Annotated in this window: 14 protein-coding genes and 1 rRNA gene (1 of these 15 running past the window's edge); 11 read left to right on the top strand and 4 right to left on the bottom strand. The window is 66.0% G+C overall.

What is annotated here, in order from left to right:
• Positions 1-412: ribosomal RNA gene (locus ACW176_RS00070) — 16S ribosomal RNA — on the bottom strand (it extends 1072 nt beyond the left edge of the window).
• 908 nt (positions 413-1320) lie between these two features.
• On the opposite strand from ACW176_RS00070, the gene ACW176_RS00075 reads away from it, so the two are divergent.
• Positions 1321-1752 (top strand): RrF2 family transcriptional regulator, encoded by a 432-nt coding sequence (locus tag ACW176_RS00075; protein ID WP_492110397.1) that lies wholly within the window; start codon positions 1321-1323, stop codon positions 1750-1752.
• On the opposite strand, the gene ACW176_RS00080 is transcribed toward ACW176_RS00075, so the two are convergent.
• Together ACW176_RS00080 and ACW176_RS00085 are read right to left on the bottom strand one after the other, a co-directional pair.
• Positions 1749-2180 carry a CBS domain-containing protein gene (locus ACW176_RS00080; protein WP_419252088.1) on the bottom strand — a complete coding sequence of 144 codons (432 nt, stop codon included), beginning with the start codon at positions 2178-2180 and terminating at the stop codon, positions 1749-1751. The two genes, ACW176_RS00075 and ACW176_RS00080, sit on opposite strands and share 4 nt — an antisense overlap.
• A 58-nt stretch (positions 2181-2238) precedes the next feature.
• Entirely contained in the window at positions 2239-2886 is a 648-nt protein-coding gene (locus ACW176_RS00085) for a rhomboid family intramembrane serine protease (RefSeq protein ID WP_419317899.1), read from the bottom strand.
• 161 nt (positions 2887-3047) lie between these two features.
• On the opposite strand from ACW176_RS00085, the gene hfaA reads away from it, so the two are divergent.
• From hfaA to hfaD, 3 genes are read left to right on the top strand one after another with little or no spacing between them, the layout of a single operon-like run.
• Complete coding sequence (gene hfaA, locus ACW176_RS00090) at positions 3048-3494, top strand: holdfast anchoring protein HfaA (RefSeq protein WP_419252090.1); 447 nt, start codon at positions 3048-3050, stop codon at positions 3492-3494.
• Positions 3484-4500: a holdfast anchoring protein HfaB gene (gene hfaB, locus ACW176_RS00095; RefSeq protein ID WP_492110398.1), complete on the top strand. Its 1017-nt coding sequence runs from the start codon at positions 3484-3486 to the stop codon at positions 4498-4500. Before hfaA ends, hfaB begins: the two co-directional genes overlap by 11 nt.
• Complete coding sequence (gene hfaD, locus ACW176_RS00100) at positions 4478-5656, top strand: holdfast anchor protein HfaD (protein ID WP_492110399.1); 1179 nt, start codon at positions 4478-4480, stop codon at positions 5654-5656. Before hfaB ends, hfaD begins: the two co-directional genes overlap by 23 nt.
• A 4-nt stretch (positions 5657-5660) precedes the next feature.
• Here the strand turns inward: hfaD and ACW176_RS00105 are convergent, their stop codons facing one another.
• Complete coding sequence (locus tag ACW176_RS00105) at positions 5661-7556, bottom strand: ATP-binding protein (protein WP_492110400.1); 1896 nt, start codon at positions 7554-7556, stop codon at positions 5661-5663.
• Between the two features lie 211 nt (positions 7557-7767).
• Between ACW176_RS00105 and ACW176_RS00110 the strand changes: the two genes are divergently transcribed.
• The 7 genes from ACW176_RS00110 to ACW176_RS00140 all read left to right on the top strand — a co-directional run bounded on the left by ACW176_RS00110 (position 7768) and on the right by ACW176_RS00140 (position 16524).
• Complete coding sequence (locus tag ACW176_RS00110) at positions 7768-9591, top strand: ABC-F family ATP-binding cassette domain-containing protein (protein WP_492110401.1); 1824 nt, start codon at positions 7768-7770, stop codon at positions 9589-9591.
• Positions 9592-10047: 456 nt separating this feature from the next.
• Positions 10048-12120 (top strand): hybrid sensor histidine kinase/response regulator, encoded by a 2073-nt coding sequence (locus tag ACW176_RS00115; protein WP_492110402.1) that lies wholly within the window; start codon positions 10048-10050, stop codon positions 12118-12120.
• A 72-nt stretch (positions 12121-12192) separates the two neighbouring features.
• Positions 12193-13179, top strand: coding sequence for an ABC transporter substrate-binding protein (locus tag ACW176_RS00120; RefSeq protein ID WP_492110403.1), 987 nt, complete (start codon positions 12193-12195; stop codon positions 13177-13179).
• A complete protein-coding gene (locus tag ACW176_RS00125; protein ID WP_492110404.1) occupies positions 13176-13928 on the top strand; it encodes an ABC transporter ATP-binding protein in 753 nt (250 codons plus the stop codon). Before ACW176_RS00120 ends, ACW176_RS00125 begins: the two co-directional genes overlap by 4 nt.
• A 5-nt stretch (positions 13929-13933) precedes the next feature.
• Positions 13934-14692, top strand: coding sequence for an ABC transporter permease (locus tag ACW176_RS00130; RefSeq protein WP_492111856.1), 759 nt, complete (start codon positions 13934-13936; stop codon positions 14690-14692).
• A gap of 60 nt (positions 14693-14752) precedes the next feature.
• Positions 14753-15436: a hypothetical protein gene (locus ACW176_RS00135; RefSeq protein WP_492110405.1), complete on the top strand. Its 684-nt coding sequence runs from the start codon at positions 14753-14755 to the stop codon at positions 15434-15436.
• Positions 15436-16524 carry a DUF2336 domain-containing protein gene (locus ACW176_RS00140; protein ID WP_492110406.1) on the top strand — a complete coding sequence of 363 codons (1089 nt, stop codon included), beginning with the start codon at positions 15436-15438 and terminating at the stop codon, positions 16522-16524. Before ACW176_RS00135 ends, ACW176_RS00140 begins: the two co-directional genes overlap by 1 nt.
• The last annotated feature ends 47 nt before the right edge of the window (positions 16525-16571 follow it).

Below are 16571 nucleotides of genomic sequence, written 5' to 3' on the forward strand. Positions count from 1 at the left end.
CGGTGAAAGAATTTTACAATCCTAAGACCTTCATCATTCACGCGGCATGGCTGCGTCAGGCTTTCGCCCATTGCGCAAGATTCCCCACTGCTGCCTCCCGTAGGAGTTTGGGCCGTGTCTCAGTCCCAATGTGGCTGATCATCCTCTCAGACCAGCTAAGGATCGTAGCCTTGGTGGGCCTTTACCCCACCAACTAGCTAATCCTACGCGGGCCGCTCTAATGGCGATAAATCTTTCCCTCGAAAGGCTTATCCGGTATTAGCTCAAGTTTCCCTGAGTTGTTCCGAACCAAAAGGCACGTTCCCACGTGTTACTCACCCGTCCGCCACTAATCCCGAAGGATCCGTTCGACTTGCATGTGTTAGGCCTGCCGCCAGCGTTCGCTCTGAGCCAGGATCAAACTCTCAGGTTGAGTTGACCGCTAACACAGACTTCAATTCCAAGGGGAAAACCGAGGAATTGGTTCTGGTTTGCATAGTATCTTGACGAGTTCCCATTCACATCGATGGATCAAAACCGAAGTTTTGCTCCAATGATATTCATGGTGTCTTCAAGAGACCGCATTTGTCAGCGTTCGAGATAGACCTTTTCAGTCTATCGCCAGAGCGCCGCCGCCTGCGTTTCTCTTTCCAAATCAACAATGTCAAAGACCCAGAGCCGAAGCTCCCAGAACCGCCTCTCAGCAGCACCACCGTTTTGCGCCCGGTGTCGGCGGAGGCGGCTATCTATCCAACCTCGAATTCCGTGTCAAATCGTTTTTTTCAAAACCATCTGACTTTCTCAACTTGACCAACCCGAAGGCAGATCCGGAAGAGTTGGCAGCTTCTAAAGAAGCCAGCCAATCTAGTCAAGCTATTATTTTGAAGAAATCTTCGAAAAAACAACCAACTAGACTTTCGAAATACTTGGAAGTTCTTGCGAACCACTTTGGTATTTCTCAAGGAGGGCGGCTTCTAACGAAACCAAAACCCCCTGTCAACCGACCGTTCTGAACTTTGTTTCCAGCCCGGCAAGCGCCGTATCCAGAGACAAAAACGGATCCGTAAGCGCGCCGTAAGGAGCGCTTGTCATTTCCGTGACCGGTTCGATTGAAGCTGCGGAACCTATCGATCCATCTTCCGAAAAGCAAGGCCCGAAAGCCTTGATTTCGTCCGACGGGCGTTGGCCCCGAAGCGAGGGGCGGCTTCTAGAGACCCCCCACCGGACTCGCAAGCGCTAAACCCCTGAAATGTCCCCAGGCGGACCATTGACCTGTGCACGGATGCTTGCGCCTCGTCTTCTCCTCCCCCAGAAGTCGGGATTAGAGGAGCACGAGCGTCCATGTTGTCCCAAAAGGCCCGATACGCACTGCGCGCGATGATCGAACTGGCCCGCGAGGACGGGCAGGTCACGGCGGGCGAGCTTTCGATCCGCGCCGACGCACCCCGCAAGTTTCTGGAGGCTATCCTTCTCGCCCTCGCGCGCGAGGGCCTGGTCGTCAGCCGCAGAGGCAAGTTCGGCGGCTATATGCTGGGCCGATCGGCCACAGCGATCAGCTTCGCCGAGGTCATCCGCCTTGTTGACGGCCCCCTGGCCCTGGCCCCCTGCGTCAGCCGCACGGCCTTCCGTCGCTGCGAGGACTGCCGCGACCTGGCCAGCTGCGCCCTGCGCGAGGCGCTGCTCAAGGCCCGCGACGCCACGGCCCTGGTTCTGGAAGGCTACAGCCTGGCCGACGCCGTCGCCGGCGAAGGCGCGGAACTGCTGGGGGGTTAGCCTGCCGCTATGTAGGCTTTGAGCCCTTCGGCCTCCGCCTGGGCCTCATTGATCTTATACTTCACCAGATCGCCGATCGAAATGATCCCGACCAAGCGCCCGTCACGCACCACCGGCAGGTGGCGAATGCGGCGGTCGGTCATGCGTTCGAGCAGGATGTCGATGGACTCTTCGGGTTGGGCGAAGATCACCTCGGCGCTCATGCAGGCGGCGATCGGCTTGTTCAGGGCGCCCGCGCCTTCCTTAGCGATTACACGCACGATGTCGCGTTCCGACAGAATGCCGACAATCGCTTCGTCGGCGTCGAGGACAACCATGGCTCCCACGCGGCGGGTATGGAGTAGGGCCGCAGCCGCTCCTACCGTCTCCTGCGGCGAGGCCGTGAAGACCAGGTCGCCCTTGTCTTTCAGGATCTGAGAAACCAGCACTGCGCATCTCCCTTGTTCGTTCTTATAATGACGAGCGTCTCGCAAAGCGGTTCGGGGATCAATGGGTCTCTGAATTTGGGCTCAGGCGGACGGCCAGCGAGATGAGCAGGGCCCCGGCCGCGAAGCCGAACAGATGCGCCTCCCAGGCCACGGCTCCCGTCAGGCCCGGGAAACCCCCGAGCGCCGCCATCACCAGATTGATGACCAGCCAGCTGAGAGCCAGGGACAGGGCGCGCGGCGCAAGCGGGCTGCTCAGCCGCCCGGGTCGATCCATCAATCTGGCGGCGGCGCCCATCAGGCCGGCCACAGCGCCCGAAGCGCCGACGACCAGACTGGTCGATCCCGGATGGATCGCCGCATAGCCCAGACCGGCCAGGACGCCACACACTATATAGAAGACGACGAAGACGCTCCCTCCCCTCACCCCCAGACCCAGCAGGCGAGCAACCGGAGCGCCGAAGGCCAGGGCGAAGGCGGCATTCATCAGGGCGTGAATCCAGCCGCCATGAACAAAGAGCGACGTCACCAGCCCTGCCACGTCGCCGCGCCAGATCCGCACCGGCTCCAGGGCCAGGCGATAGACGGTCTCGTCGCTGGCCCCGCCCAGCACCAGGTTCGGGAGCAGGATGCTGACAGCCGCCAGCACCGCCGGCCAGGGCGCGTTGAAGATCGGTTCGGGGCGGTCGTCGGGACGGTCGGGGGTCATCACACTCTTACCTAGGCGGTCGACTCGCGGGGCGCACGCGATTCAGGGTCGCACCTTCTCCCGCTTAACCAATTTGCGAGACCTTGGCGCTAGACCAGAGACTGTATGAATTTGGCACGAGGGTTGCTTGCACCTTCGGGTCGGCAGTCGCGGAGGCTCTCATGGCCTGGCAGATCAAGAACAGCATCGGCTTTGGCGCAGGCTTCACCGCCGCCGTCGTGGGCCTTGGCGCGCTCGGCGCGGCCGGCGCCCAGACGATGTCCAGCAACTCTGCCGCCTTCAACGCCGGCTATGGTCGTATCGCCGGCCAGGAAAGCCGCATGGTCGAATATTCGACCCGCGACGCCAACGGCAACCGCGTCGTGGTCGATGGCGTGATGCTGACCGGCGCCGACCAGAGCGTCTATTCGTCGAGCAATTCCTCGGGGTCGCTCGACGCCTATTCCGGCGTTGGGGGTCGCGGCTACAGCAGCTCGACGGCGATCGGCAACAATCTGACGGTCATCACCCAGGGCAACAACAATACGGTGATCGTCAATTCGACCCAGACCAATACCGGCAACATCTCGGCGGGATCGTCGGTCAAGGGCGGATCCGATGGAAAGTAAGCGTCTCGCGTTCATCGGGGCGGTCCTGGCCTGCACCGCCCTGACGGCGTGCGGAACAGGCATGCCCAAGGTGTCGATGGAGGGAAACTACGCCAAGCCGATCGGCAAGGCGCCCGTCACCGCCAACCCGACCGACTATTCGGCGGCGCTGGTCTGCCTCAATCAGTACGCCAAGCAGAACCGCATCGCCGCGCCGCGCGTCGCGATCGGCCGTATCGCCGACTATACCGGCAAGGAAGAGTCTGACGGCTCGGGCCGCAAGGTGACGCAAGGCGCCTCCCTGCTGGCCATGACCGCCTTCGCCAAGGCCGGCATGCCGATGGTCGAGCGCTTCGACACCTCGGTGTCGGAGTTCGAGCTGAAGTACGCCAACAACAAGCTGATCAGCGACCGCCCCAATCCAAGCGCGGACGTGCCTGTGGACTATCGCCGGATCCTGGCCGGCCAGGTGCCGGGCTCGGACTTCTATGTGGTCGGCGGCATCACTGAGCTGAACTACAACATCCGTTCGGCCGGCATCGACGCCTATGCCGGCGACAAGGACACCGACGGCCTGAAGGGCAATTTCAAGCGTCGGGTGTTCGTGATGAACATCGCGCTGGACCTGCGCCTGGTGAACACCCGCACGCTGGAGGTGGTCGACGTCGTCGCCTATCAGAAGCAGGTCGTGGGCCGCGAGATCAGCTTGGGGGTCTTCGACTTCCTCAATGGCAACCTGTTCGACATCTCGGGCGGCCGGGGCGCGCTGGAGCCGATCCAGCTGGCCGTCCGTGCCCTGATCGAGCGCTCGGTCGTCGAGTTCAGCGCCAATCTCTACGGCATGCCGGGCCCGCAGGGCTGCATGCGCTACGACCCGATGGGCGATTCCACCGTCGGACAGACGGGCGCTTTCGTGCCGGCCTACAACAATCTGGGAACCAACAATGCGCAGACCCGCGAAGACCCGTCTCGCTGGAACGCTCGCAGCGATCCCGATATGCGCGATGCTAAGCGGGGTCGCTACTAGCCAGACCGCGCCCAGCACGGTTCTGAACAACCAGATCAATCTGGGCGACGTGTTCGCCGAGCAGACCCTGAACGTCGAGACCGTCACCGACGGCTTTAGCGCCAGCACCATTGCGCCGGCCAACAGCGCCCTGATTTCGGTGCAGAACACCGACGCGTCGATGACCTCGAACCAGGAAAACGCCGGCGCGGTCCTCGCGCACGGTGTGGTCAATGTCGGGACCAACGGCGGCAATAACAGCAACTTCACGACCACGGCAGTCGGCAACGCGGGTACGGCGGCAGCCGACAATGGCACGCTGACAGGCCGCGCCACCCAGCTGAACACCGGACCGGTCACGGCGCGCAGCCAGCTTGAGGCTCACGAGGCCGAACTGCACGACATGTCGATGAGCACCCTGGCCCAGGGCAATAGCCAGGGCCTGACCCTGATCAACGGGGCCATGGGCGTGCGGGTCAGCCAGGGCAATACGGCCAATGTCCTGGCCGATGGCGGCGCGATCGCCAGCGCGATCGCCGGCACCGCCGCCGTCGCCGGCACGGCGACAGGCAACAATATCACCCTGTCGGGAACCGAGCAGTCGGCGGCGCGGGTGATCACCGAGCAGTCCAATGCCGGCATCACCCAGGCCAGCAAGTTCACGGCCTATGGCTCCAGTTACCTGACCAGCACGGCGGCCTCGGCCAGCGGCAACAACCTGTCGGCGACCAATGAAGGCCCGCTGCTGGACGTGGCCTCAAGCCAGTACAACACCGCCTATGTCCGCGCCCAGGCCGAGGCGACCTCCTACCAGTTCAGCGCCGCCCAGGTCGGGGCCCACGGCGTCGGCAATTCCGCCCTGGTCGGCAACTATGGAACCGAGGTTGTGCTGGATAACATCCAGACCAACGAAGGCGGCGGGGTCGAGGTTATAGCCAGCTTCGAGGGCAATGACGGCTATGACGCCGTGGTCTCGTCCACGGCCATGGGCAATGCGGTCACTGGCTATGCCTGTTCGCAGTGCAGCGGCCAGATGACGATCAAGAACAATCAGGTCAACAGCGCCGAGGTCGGCGCACGCACGACCACGACTGTCGGTTCGGCACGCTCGGTCAGCGGCGTCACCACCGCCACCGGCAACAACGCCAGCTTCTATGTGAGTTCGCCCGGCACCTGAGGCGTCAGGCGGTTGCGGGGTCTCGCTGGACCCTTGCCGCGCTCCACTGGGCGATCTTGATCAGCAGGTCGCGCGGATTGATCGGCTTGCCGACATGGTCGTCCATGCCCTGCTCGCGATAGAAGGCCACCTGATCGGCCAGGACATTGGCGGTCAGGGCAATGATCGGGATCCCCGCGACATCGCCGTCCAGGGCCCGAATGCTGCGGGTGGCGGTCAAGCCGTCCATCACCGGCATCCGCACGTCCATCAGGACAAGGTCGTAATCGCCCGACCGAACCGCCGCCAGCGCCTCGGCGCCGTCGCGGACGACCTGGACGTCATGGCCCGCCGACCGAAGGATAGCGCCGATCAGTTCGCGATTGGCCTCGTTATCGTCCGCCACCAGCAGCCGCAGGCCTCCCGCCATGCGTGGCGCGAGAACCGGTGCGGACGTCTCGATCCTGCCGGCGACGGGCAGGTCGACGACGCACCAGAAGCGCGAGCCCTGACCGGCCGTGCTGTCGACGCCGATCTGGCCGCCCATCATTTCAACCAGCTGCCGGGTGATGGTCAGCCCCAGCCCGGTGCCGCCAAAGCGGCGGGTAACCTCCGGTCCGGCCTGGGCGAAACGGTCGAAGACCATGCCCAACATAGCCTCGGGCACCCCGACGCCAGTGTCGCTGACGGCAAATTCCAGGCGGGCCATGGTGGCGTCCGGGTGGGGCCGTCGGGTGATCGTCAAGCCTACGGCGCCCTCGTCGGTAAACTTGACGGCGTTGCCCAGCAGATTGACCAGCACCTGTCGCAGACGTTCCGGATCGCCTTCGATCCAGGCCGGACAGCTCTCGTCGATCGTCATGATCAAAGCCAGGCGCTTGGCCAGGGCCTGAGCCTCCACAATGCCGACGGCCTGGGAGAGCATGGGTCGCAGCGCGAACGGACGGGGCTGCAGCTCGACGCCGCCGGCCTCAAGTTTGGACAGGTCCAGCACGTCGTTCAGCGTCGCCATCAGGGCCGAACCTGCATCCTGGATTCGACCCAGTTGGCTGCGCTGCACGTCGTCCAGAGCGCTGTCAGCCAGCAAGTCGGCAAAGCCGATGACGCTGGTCAGGGGCGTGCGAAGCTCGTGGCTCATATTGGCCAGGAACTCCTGACGCGCCCGCACGGCGCTTTCGGCGCGCTCGCGGGCCTCACCCAGGGCCGAACGGGCCTCGATCTCGGCGGTGATGTCAGTCTCGTTGACCAGCACGCAGCAGTCGCCGCTGACGGGGTCACGGGCCCAGCGGGCGTCGACGCTATGCCAGCGAGCGCCAGCAGACGTCGCCAGCAGGAAAGACCCAAAGCCCGGTCGTCCAGACAGGGCGTTGCGCCAGACCTGCTCGCCAGCCTCGCGATCCACAAAGGAATCGACGAAGGAGGCATTGTCAGCCGGATAGGCGGCCATCGCCGCCGGGTTGGCAAACAGCCGCGCGCCCTCGGTATTGTACAGAGCGACAAGCACCGTGGTGTGCCGCAAGGCCTCTATGGCCCGATGCTCTTGCGCCTCGACCTCGGCCGCCTCGAACAACATGCCAGATCCGCCATCCAGCAGTGGAATGAGCGATATGGCTGTTCGCACCGTGACGGGCGCGCCGTGGGGATAAAAGGTCCAGCGGTCATGAACGGTCTCGCCTCGGGCGATGCGTTCACTGATGGCGTCCATCCGGATGCGCACAGCCGGAGACTGATCCGCGAAGTCTCGCGCCTGGAGCTCTTCGAGAGAGACCGCCCCCCATAGCTCCAGCGCCGCCCGATTGGCGTAGACCTTGCGCTTGCGCGCGTCATCAAACACCCAGACCGGCTGGCGCAGACTATCGAAGCCGTCCACCGCGAAAGGAAGACGAGCAGAAGCGGTGGGTATGCCGATTTTCGACGACAAGGCGCGCATTCACCTCACAGGGACAGCTTGACCCTAGGCATGTCGCGATTGGCCACCTGTTAACGGGCGATTGTGTCGCGCCCCGCGCCAGATGACGCCTTGCCAGGTAATCGAGCCGGATCACCCGGATTTTGGCGTCTTTTCCCGGCCATCCCTGTTATAGGCCGCATCCTCCGCGACACTCTGACGCCTCCCCCAGTACGAGCACCTTATGGCTTCCCCTGCCCGCGCGCCCATTCTCGCCCTCAAGGACGTCCGGCTAGCCGACGGCGCCAAGCCCCTGTTCGACGGCGTCGACCTGGCGCTGGAGCCGCGCATCCGCGCGTGCCTGGTCGGCCGCAACGGCGCGGGCAAGAGCACCCTGTTGAAGATCCTGGCCGCCCAGGGCGCCGAACCCGACAGCGGCGAGCGTATCGTGCAGCCCGGCGCGCGCATTGTCTTCGTCAGCCAGGAGCCGGAGATCACCGGCGCAACCCTGCTGGACTATTGCACCGCCGGCGGCGCCCAGGACTACGAAGCCCAGGCCACCCTGGCCGACTTTGGCCTCGACCCCGAAAAGGGCACCGAAGGCCTTTCGGGCGGTGAGAAGCGTCGCGCGGCCCTGGCCCGCGCCTTCGCCGAGCAGCCCGACGTGCTGCTGCTGGACGAGCCGACCAACCACCTGGACATCTTCGCCATCCAGACGCTGGAAGAGGAACTGGCCGGCTCCAAGTGCGCCGCCCTGATCGTCAGCCACGACCGGGCCTTCCTGAACCGCGTCACCCAGCGCACCTTCTGGCTCGAGCACCGCAAGGTGCGCCGACTGGACAAGGGCTTCCTTGAGTTCGAGACCTGGAGCGAGGCGGTCATGGCCGCCGACGCCGACGAAGCGCGCCGCCTGAACAAGGCGCTGGAGCGCGAGAACGCCTGGCTGGCGCGTGGCGTCCAGGGGCGAAGGGCCCGCAATGAAGGCCGCCGCCGCGCCCTGATGGACCTTCGCGCCGAGAAGAAGGATCGCCAGAGCGACATGCGCGGCAGCATCTACATGGCTGTCGAAGCGGCGGGGACCTCGGGCAAGAAGGTTGCCGAGGCCAAGAACGTCACCAAGAAGTTCGGCGACCGGGTGATCGTCGAAGACTTCTCGACCCGCATCCTGCGCGGCGACCGCGTGGCCCTAGTCGGCCCCAACGGCGCCGGCAAGACGACGCTGGTCAAGCTGCTGCTGGGTGAGCTGGCGGTCGATTCCGGCACGGTCACCCTGGGGACCAACCTCGAGATCTCCTATGTCGACCAGGCCCGCATGGCCCTGTCGGACAAGATCACCGTCTGGGACTTCCTGACTCCCGGCGGCGGCGACTCCATCCTGGTGCGCGGCCTGCCCAAGCATGTGGCCGGCTACGCCAAGGACTTCCTGTTCACCGAGGCCCAGCTGCGACAGCCCGTGACCAGCCTGTCGGGCGGGGAACGCAACCGCCTGCTGCTGGCCCGCGCCCTGGCCACGCCCACCAACCTGATGGTGCTCGATGAGCCCACCAACGACCTGGACATGGACACGCTGGACCTGCTCGAGGACCTGCTGGCCGACTTCGAAGGTACGCTGATCCTGGTCAGCCACGATCGCGACTTCATCGACCGCCTGGCCACCTCGACCATCGCCATGAACGGCCATGGCCAGGTGATCGAAACGCCGGGCGGCTGGAGCGACCTGATCGACCAGAGCCCCGACTTCTTCAAGGGCGCGCGCGGGGCCGGTGGCGGCGACTTCGCCACGGGAGCCCCCAAGGCCGCCCCGGTGATAGTCGCCCCGCCCAAGAAGACCGTCAAACTGTCCTACAAGGATCAGCGTCGGCTCGAGGAGTGCGAAGCCCTGGTCGCGGCCAGCCCCAAGATCATCGGCGATCTGGAAGCCCGGCTGGCCGATCCGAACTTCTACGCGCGCGATCCCGCCGGCTTCGACAAGGTCATGAAGACCCTCGACAAGGCCCGCGCTGACCTGGCGCAGGCCGAAGAGGACTGGATGGCTCTGGAAGAGAAGCGCGAGACCCTTTCCAGCTAGCGGCTACCCGACCGCTCTCTTCCCGCTCGTGCGCTATTGGAATGCCAGCTTCCGCTCAGTGTGGCGAGGGAGCGGGATAGGTCTATGGACCAAGATCGCCAGCGATGGCGGACTGTGGTGTCGTTGAAGTTCTGGCGGCGGGTCTGGCAGCCCTGCCGCCGCGTCACCCGCTCGCCGGCGATCAACCCACTCGCCGGGTGATTGCCCCGACGCCCCCCGACAAGCGCCTGTCAGGAACGCGGCAACGACCGGCCGGGCGGCCTTGAGACGCGACCTGTGCTTGAAGCGCCCGCTGTCTTATGCATTGTCGTGCCTCCGCCAAAGTAAAAGGGGGTTGGCTCAAGGTCGGACCTTAGTCGAAAGCGATCATCGCCTGCGACAAAGCGCCACAGCGACCAAATTGGGCAGCAACCCTGAACAGTCGGAAGCGTATTGATCCGGGGGGACAGGACAAACATGCGGCAACAGCTGGCACAACAAGAACAACGGCGGCAGAACACCCTGCTGCTGAGCTTGGCTGTGGCCGTCGTCGCCAGCCTGGCCTTCAGCGATTTCCTGACCCGGACCAATCTGGGTGTCGCGGCGTTCTGGCCCGCGAACGGCCTCCTGATCGTCGGTCTGATGGCGCTGAATGCGCAGCGCCGCATCGCCCTGACCAGCGTGATGATTGTCTTCCATTTGATCATCGACCTGCTTGTCGGAGACAGCCTCGGCAAGGCCTTGCTCTTCACCAGCGTCGACGTTCTGGAAGCCTATGCGGTCTGGGCCGTGGCGCGCCGGATTTCCGGCGGCTTGCTGCGGCTGCGGACAATGCGGCAGCTAGCGCTTCTCGTCGCGGTAGGCGCCCCCATCGCCGCAGCCGCCGCGCTCATCTGCGCGCCGCTGCTCTCGATAATCTCGGGAGCGCCCGTGCTGACCTTGATGTGGGCCTGGTTCGCGCGAAGCGGCCTGGGGCTCGCCGTCGTGCTCCCCGCTGTGCTGGTGCTGCTGGACGCAGAGCATCGTCGCGCCTTCCATCGCTCGATTACCGAGCGCCTGGCGCTGTATGCGTCGATCGCCGCGATGACTGCGGTCTGCTTTCATCCTGACGGTGTTCCGGCGCCCTTCCTGATCTTCCCCCTGGCCATGCTGGCCGCCTTTCGACTGGGCGCCCGGGGGGCTGCGGAAAGCTCTCTGGTGGTGGCCTTTATCGCCATTCCCCTGGTGACTTCCACCGGCTATCTGGCCATGGGCATGCGATGGGAAACCGCCAATCCCACCCGCGTCGCCCAGGTCTTCATCAGCCTGCTGTTCGGCACCAATCTGGCGACCGGCCTGGCCCTGGCGCAGCAGGAGCGCCTGAAGCGCCTTCTGGTGCGCCGCGAACAACTGACCCGCGCCGCCCGCGCCCGCGCCCTGGCCGCGACCGAGGCCAAGACCGAGTTCCTGGCGACCATGAGCCACGAGATCCGCACCCCGCTGAACAGCGTGCTGGGCTTTGCTCAACTGCTGGCGGCCCGCAACGACCTGCCGCCGGACGTCCGGCGGCAAGTGAACCTGATCGACTCCGCCGGCGGCGCCCTACTGACCGTGGTCAACGACATCCTCGACTTCTCGCGGGTCGAGGCCGGCCAGGTGGAGCTGGCGCCGCAGCCGACCTCGGCGGCGAACCTGCTGCGCGACACCGTCGCGATCATGGCGCCTGAGGCGCGCGCCAAGGGCCTCAAACTGAACCTCGAGATCATCGATCCGATCGACGCCCTGCACGACCTGGACGACGCCCGCCTGCGCCAGGTGTTGCTCAACCTGCTCAACAACGCGGTGAAGTTCACCGATACGGGACGCATCGACGCCACCCTGATTGTCGAGCCGGGCGATCATGAAGATCGATTGCGTTTCGAAATCACCGACACCGGCGCCGGCATCTCGATCGAGAAGCAGGCCCTGCTGTTCCAGCGCTTCTCGCAGATCGACAGTTCGGCAAGCCGCACCTATGGCGGCGCGGGCCTGGGCCTGGCGATCAGCCGGGCGCTGGTCGAACTGATGGGCGGCAAGATTGGCGTCGACAGCGTGCCGGGTCGCGGCTCATGCTTCTGGATGGAGATCGCCGCGCCGATCGCCGAGTCCCTGGGCGTTCCCGAGCAACGGACACCCCTTTTGCCAGGCGCCGCCAGCATCCTGCTGGTCGACGACCATCCGATGAACCGCGAAATCGGCGTCGCCCTGCTGACCCTGGCGGGCTGCAAGGTCGACATCGCCGAAAATGGCCAGCAGGCCGTCGAGGCGGCGGCGAGCGGCCAGTATGACATGATCCTGATGGACATCCACATGCCGCTGATGGACGGGTTGGCCGCCACCCGCGCCATCCGCGCCCTGAACTCGCCCGCCAGCCGGATTCCGATCATCGCCATGAGCGCCGACGCCCTGCCCCAGCAGGTCGAGCGCTGCTACGCGGCCGGAATGGTCGATCACATCGCCAAGCCGATTCAGCGCGAGGTGCTCTATGCCAAGGTCGAGCGCTGGCGGACCGCGCCCACCAGCATCGACTAGCCGAACCGCGTTCGCTCTTGGAAGATGCGGCCGCGCCGCCTAACCTCTCGCGACCTTGTCCGGGAGGGATTCATGGGTTTCCGCAAACTGGCCGTGCTCACCCTTTGCACGCTGCTCGCCGCCTGCTCGCCCGCCGGGCAGGAACCCGCCGACGCTCCCGGTCGCACCGCCATGAAGCTGGCCACCGACTGGCGCGCCCAGGCCGAGCTTGGCGGCTACTATCAGGCCCTGGCTACTGGCGAATACGCCAGGCGCGGGCTGGATGTGACCCTGATCCAGGGCGGTCCCGGCGTGAACGTGCCCCAGTTGCTGGCCACGGGCGCGGTGGATGCCGGGGTCGGCTCCAACAGCTTCATCGTCATGAACCTGGCCAAGGAAAAGGCCCCCGTAAAGGCCGTGGCCGCCTTCATGGACAAGGACCCCCAGGTGCTGATCGCCCACCCCGGCCAGGGCATCAACTCGATCGCCGACATGAAGGACCGACCAATCCTGCTGGCGGACGCCTCGATCACCGCCTTCTGGGTCTGGCTGAAGGCCAAGTACGGCTTCACCGACGCTCAAGTGCGCAAGTACAACTACAGCGCAGCGCCGTTCCTGGCCGACAAGCGCATTGTCCAGCAGGGCTATGCCACCAGCGAGCCCTACCTCATCGAGAAGGAGGGCAAGATCAAGCCGGCAGTGTTCTTGCTGGCCGACAGCGGCTATCCCGCCTACGCCTCGATGGCTCTGATGCCCGACAGCTTCATTGCCAAAAACCCGTCGGCCGCGCAGGCCTTCGTCGAGGCCACGGCTGCGGGCTGGAAATCCTATCTCTATGGCGACGCCAAGCCGGGCGACGCGGCCATCCTCAAGGACAATCCTGAGATGACCCAGGACGTCCTCGACCAGGCCCGCGAAAAGATGCGGTCCTATGGCATCGTCCCCAAGGACGGCATTGGCCAGATGACCGACGCCCGCTGGGCGGAGTTCTTCAAGGTCGCATCGGATCAGGGCGTCTATCCCAAGGATATGGACTACAAGGGCGCCTACACGCTGCAGTTCCTGCCCAAGGGCCAATGACACTGACCATCGCCGCTCTTTCCGCCGTCGAAGTCGACTACGCCAGGCGCGGCCGCGTCCTGGGGCCGGTGGATCTGGATCTGCGCGCCGGCGAGATCGTCGCCCTCGTGGGGCCGTCCGGCTGCGGCAAGTCCACCGCCCTGCGTTTGCTGGCGGGACTTGAACAGCCCACACGGGGCGCCGTGACCCGCGCCGCCGGCAGGGGCGAGACCGCCGTGGTCTTCCAGGCTCCCACGCTCGCGCCGTGGCTCAGCGCCCAGGCCAATGTGGCCCTCCCTCTGGAACTGGCCGGCGAGCGGCACGCCGACGCCATGACCGCCGCCGCCCAGGCCCTGGCCAAGGTCGGTCTGGGCGAAGCGCTTGCGGCGCGGCCCGCCCAGTTGTCGGGCGGCATGGCCATGCGGGTGTCTTTAGCCCGCGCCTTGGTCACCCGCCCCCGCCTGCTGCTGCTGGACGAGCCGTTCGCGGCGCTGGACGAGATCACCCGCCGCGCCCTGGCCGATGACGTTCTGGCTCTGGCTGCCGAGCTGTCTCCGGCCATGATCTTCGTCACCCACAATGTCGAGGAGGCAGTCTATATGGCCGGCCGTGTCGTGGTCATGACCCCCGGCCCCGGCCGCATCGCGGGAGAAGTGGCCATTGACGCCCCCCTGATCCGCCCCGCAGGCTTTCGCACCACCGAAGCCTTTCGCCAGGCCGCCGAGACGGTGTCGGGCCTGCTGGCCCAGGCCGGAGTTCGCGCCGCGTGAGGACCTTGTCGGCCTTCCTGTCGCCGCTCGTGCTGATCGGCCTGCTGCTGGCGGGCTGGGAGCTGGCCTGCGCGCGCCTGGCCGTGCCGGCCTATCTGCTGCCGCCACCCAGCGCGATCTGGACGGCCCTGATCGAGGGCTGGCCGCTGCTGCTGGCCTCGGCCTGGGGCACGCTGTCGACGGCCCTGCTGGCGCTGGCCATCGCCAGCCTGCTGGCCTGCGCCCTGGCTTTGACGGTAAGCCTGAGCCCCCTGCTGGAAGACGCGATCCGTCCCATCGCCGTCACGCTGCAAGTCACGCCGCTGGTCGCCATCGCGCCGCTGGTAACCATCTGGGCGGGGATCGACCATCCCGAGCGCGCCGTGATCGGCCTGGCCGCCGTCGTCGCCTTCTTCCCGATCTTCTCGGGCGCCCTGACCGGCCTGAAGGCCGTGGATCCAGACCTGGCCCGCCTTTTCGACCTCTATGGCGCATCGTCAGCCCAGCGCCTGTGGCGCCTGCGGCTGCCTTCGGCCGTCCCCGCGCTTCTGGAAGGCCACAAGGTCGCCTCCGGCCTGGCCGTGATCGGGGCAGTGGTGGCCGAGTTCGTCGCCGGTTCAGGCGGCTCCCAGGGCCTCGCCTGGCGGATCCTGGAGGCCTATAATCGCCTGCAGACCGCGCGCGTGTTCGCCGCCCTGTTGACCCTGGCCCTGCTGGGTGTGGCGCTTCACGCCCTGATGGAGCTGGCCGAGCGTCGACTGCTCGCAGTTTGGCGCGGACGTTAGGTCCGGATTAAGCGGGGCAGGCTAAGGCTGAAGCCTCGGAGTCCTCCGTCAGGCCGCCTCATGCGCACCATGGTTCTCATCGCCGTCCTTGCTTGCGCCGCGTCCGCCGCGCGCGCTGAGGACACGCGCGAGAGCCGCTATGGTCCGCGACCAAGCCGCCAGACGGGCGCCCTGACCCCCGCGTCGGGCTATGGCGGGCCGATCCTGGGCTGGGCCGGCAAGCAGGAGCCCGCCGCGCCGCGCGCCCAAGGCTCTCAGCCCGTATCGGAACCCTGGCGTCAGCCCTATGTCGCGCCGCAGGCGCGCCAGACGATGACCAACGCCCAGGCCCAGGCGCCGATGTCGGAACCCTGGCGGAGCCTTGGCGCACGACCACAGCCCACGGGGCCGGTCGCCCAGACCGAACGTCAGCCCATCGCCCCCCCGCCCCAGATCAACCGCCCATCGATCCCGGCGGCGCAGCTCAAGGCCTCGCCCGCGCCCGCGACGATGGCGTCCTATTCGCCTCCGTCGCAGGCCATGGCCCCGAGCATGGCCCGCACCTACTCCGTAGGCCGGCAATATGGCCAGCAGCCTGACGCCCTGCCCCCGCTGCAGCCGAACGGCATGGTGTTCATCGCTCCGTCCGAAGAAGCGCCCCGCCTCAAGGACGACGATCCCCGGCATGGTTCGGCCGAATGGCTGGCGGCCGGCGCGCGCGGCGACGAAGACGGCGAGCGCGACCACAAGGACCAGTCGCTCTGATGCAGTCCAGGCTTCACGACCTGATCGCCCTGGCCGACGAGCCGTCGAGCGAAAAACGCCGCGAACTGCTGCGCGGCGTCACCGATCTGTTCTTCGCCGGCGATGTCCACGACCCCGTGCAGATGGGCCTTTTCGACGACGTCATGAGCCAGCTGGCCGGCGAGATGGAAGAGGCTGTCAAGGTCGAGCTGGCCGAGCGCTTGAGCCACGCGCCGGCCCCGCCCCGCGGCCTCAACAGGGCTCTGGCCCTCGACAGCATCGCCGTCGCCCAGCCGATCCTGCGCGGCTCGTCCAGCCTGTCGGAAGAAGACCTGCTGGAAGTGGCCCGTACCCGCGGCCAGGACCATCTGCGCGCCATCTCGCAGCGCTCCAGCGTTCCCAGCGCGGTATCGGACGCCATCGTCCAGCGCGGCGATGACGACACGCTTGGCGTCCTGCTGCGCAACGAAGGCGCTGTACTGTCGCGTGAAGCGCATGAGGCCGTCGTCGACCGCGCCGCCGCCAATCCGGCCCTGCATGAGGCCGTCATCGACCGCCACAGCCTGCCGGTCGATCTGCTCAACGAAATGTACTTCATGGTCGAGGCCAAGCTTCGCGACCGGATCATGGAGAAGAACGCCGACATGGATCCGGCCACGCTGGAAGCGGCGCTCAATGCCGGTCGCAAGCGCGTGGCCGCCCAGGACGGCGCCCTGCCCGTCGATCACGCCCAGGCCGAGAACGAGTTCCACGCCATCAAGGCCAAGGGCGGCGTCTCGCCCCAGGCCCTGGCCGGGATGCTGCGCGCCAAAAAGACCACGCTGTTCCTGGTCGCCCTGGCCGACATGGCCGATATCGACTTCCACACCGCCCGCAAGATCCTCGAGCGCCGCGAGCTCGACGCCCTGGCCGTGGTCTGCAGGGCGGCCGATTTCGACCGCGCTCTGTTCCTGACCTTCGCCCTGCTGATCCTGGATCCGTCCGACGATGTGATGGGCAAGGCCAAGGTCTATGGCGAACTCTATGGCGCCCTGCCCCGGGACGCCGCGCTGCGGACCATCCGCTTCTGGCGCCTGCGCCGTCAGAGCGGCGACGGCGCCGCCGCCTGATCACGGCTTTCGCGGGGCGCTGGCCGCCTTGCTTGCGCCTTCACGGA

Source organism: Caulobacter sp. FV1ye13L (assembly GCF_058681155.1).

What these genes read in the sequence shown, in the direction of transcription:
- ACW176_RS00075 (WP_492110397.1), top strand. Translation starts at nt 1,321, where the DNA reads ATGTTGTCCCAAAAGGCCCGATACGCACTGCGCGCGATGATCGAACTG.
- ACW176_RS00085 (WP_419317899.1), bottom strand. Translation starts at nt 2,886, where the DNA reads ATGACCCCCGACCGTCCCGACGACCGCCCCGAACCGATCTTCAACGCG.
- hfaA (WP_419252090.1), top strand. Translation starts at nt 3,048, where the DNA reads ATGGCCTGGCAGATCAAGAACAGCATCGGCTTTGGCGCAGGCTTCACC.
- hfaB (WP_492110398.1), top strand. Translation starts at nt 3,484, where the DNA reads ATGGAAAGTAAGCGTCTCGCGTTCATCGGGGCGGTCCTGGCCTGCACC.
- hfaD (WP_492110399.1), top strand. Translation starts at nt 4,478, where the DNA reads ATGCTAAGCGGGGTCGCTACTAGCCAGACCGCGCCCAGCACGGTTCTG.
- ACW176_RS00110 (WP_492110401.1), top strand. Translation starts at nt 7,768, where the DNA reads ATGGCTTCCCCTGCCCGCGCGCCCATTCTCGCCCTCAAGGACGTCCGG.
- ACW176_RS00115 (WP_492110402.1), top strand. Translation starts at nt 10,048, where the DNA reads ATGCGGCAACAGCTGGCACAACAAGAACAACGGCGGCAGAACACCCTG.
- ACW176_RS00120 (WP_492110403.1), top strand. Translation starts at nt 12,193, where the DNA reads ATGGGTTTCCGCAAACTGGCCGTGCTCACCCTTTGCACGCTGCTCGCC.
- ACW176_RS00125 (WP_492110404.1), top strand. Translation starts at nt 13,176, where the DNA reads ATGACACTGACCATCGCCGCTCTTTCCGCCGTCGAAGTCGACTACGCC.
- ACW176_RS00135 (WP_492110405.1), top strand. Translation starts at nt 14,753, where the DNA reads ATGCGCACCATGGTTCTCATCGCCGTCCTTGCTTGCGCCGCGTCCGCC.
- ACW176_RS00140 (WP_492110406.1), top strand. Translation starts at nt 15,436, where the DNA reads ATGCAGTCCAGGCTTCACGACCTGATCGCCCTGGCCGACGAGCCGTCG.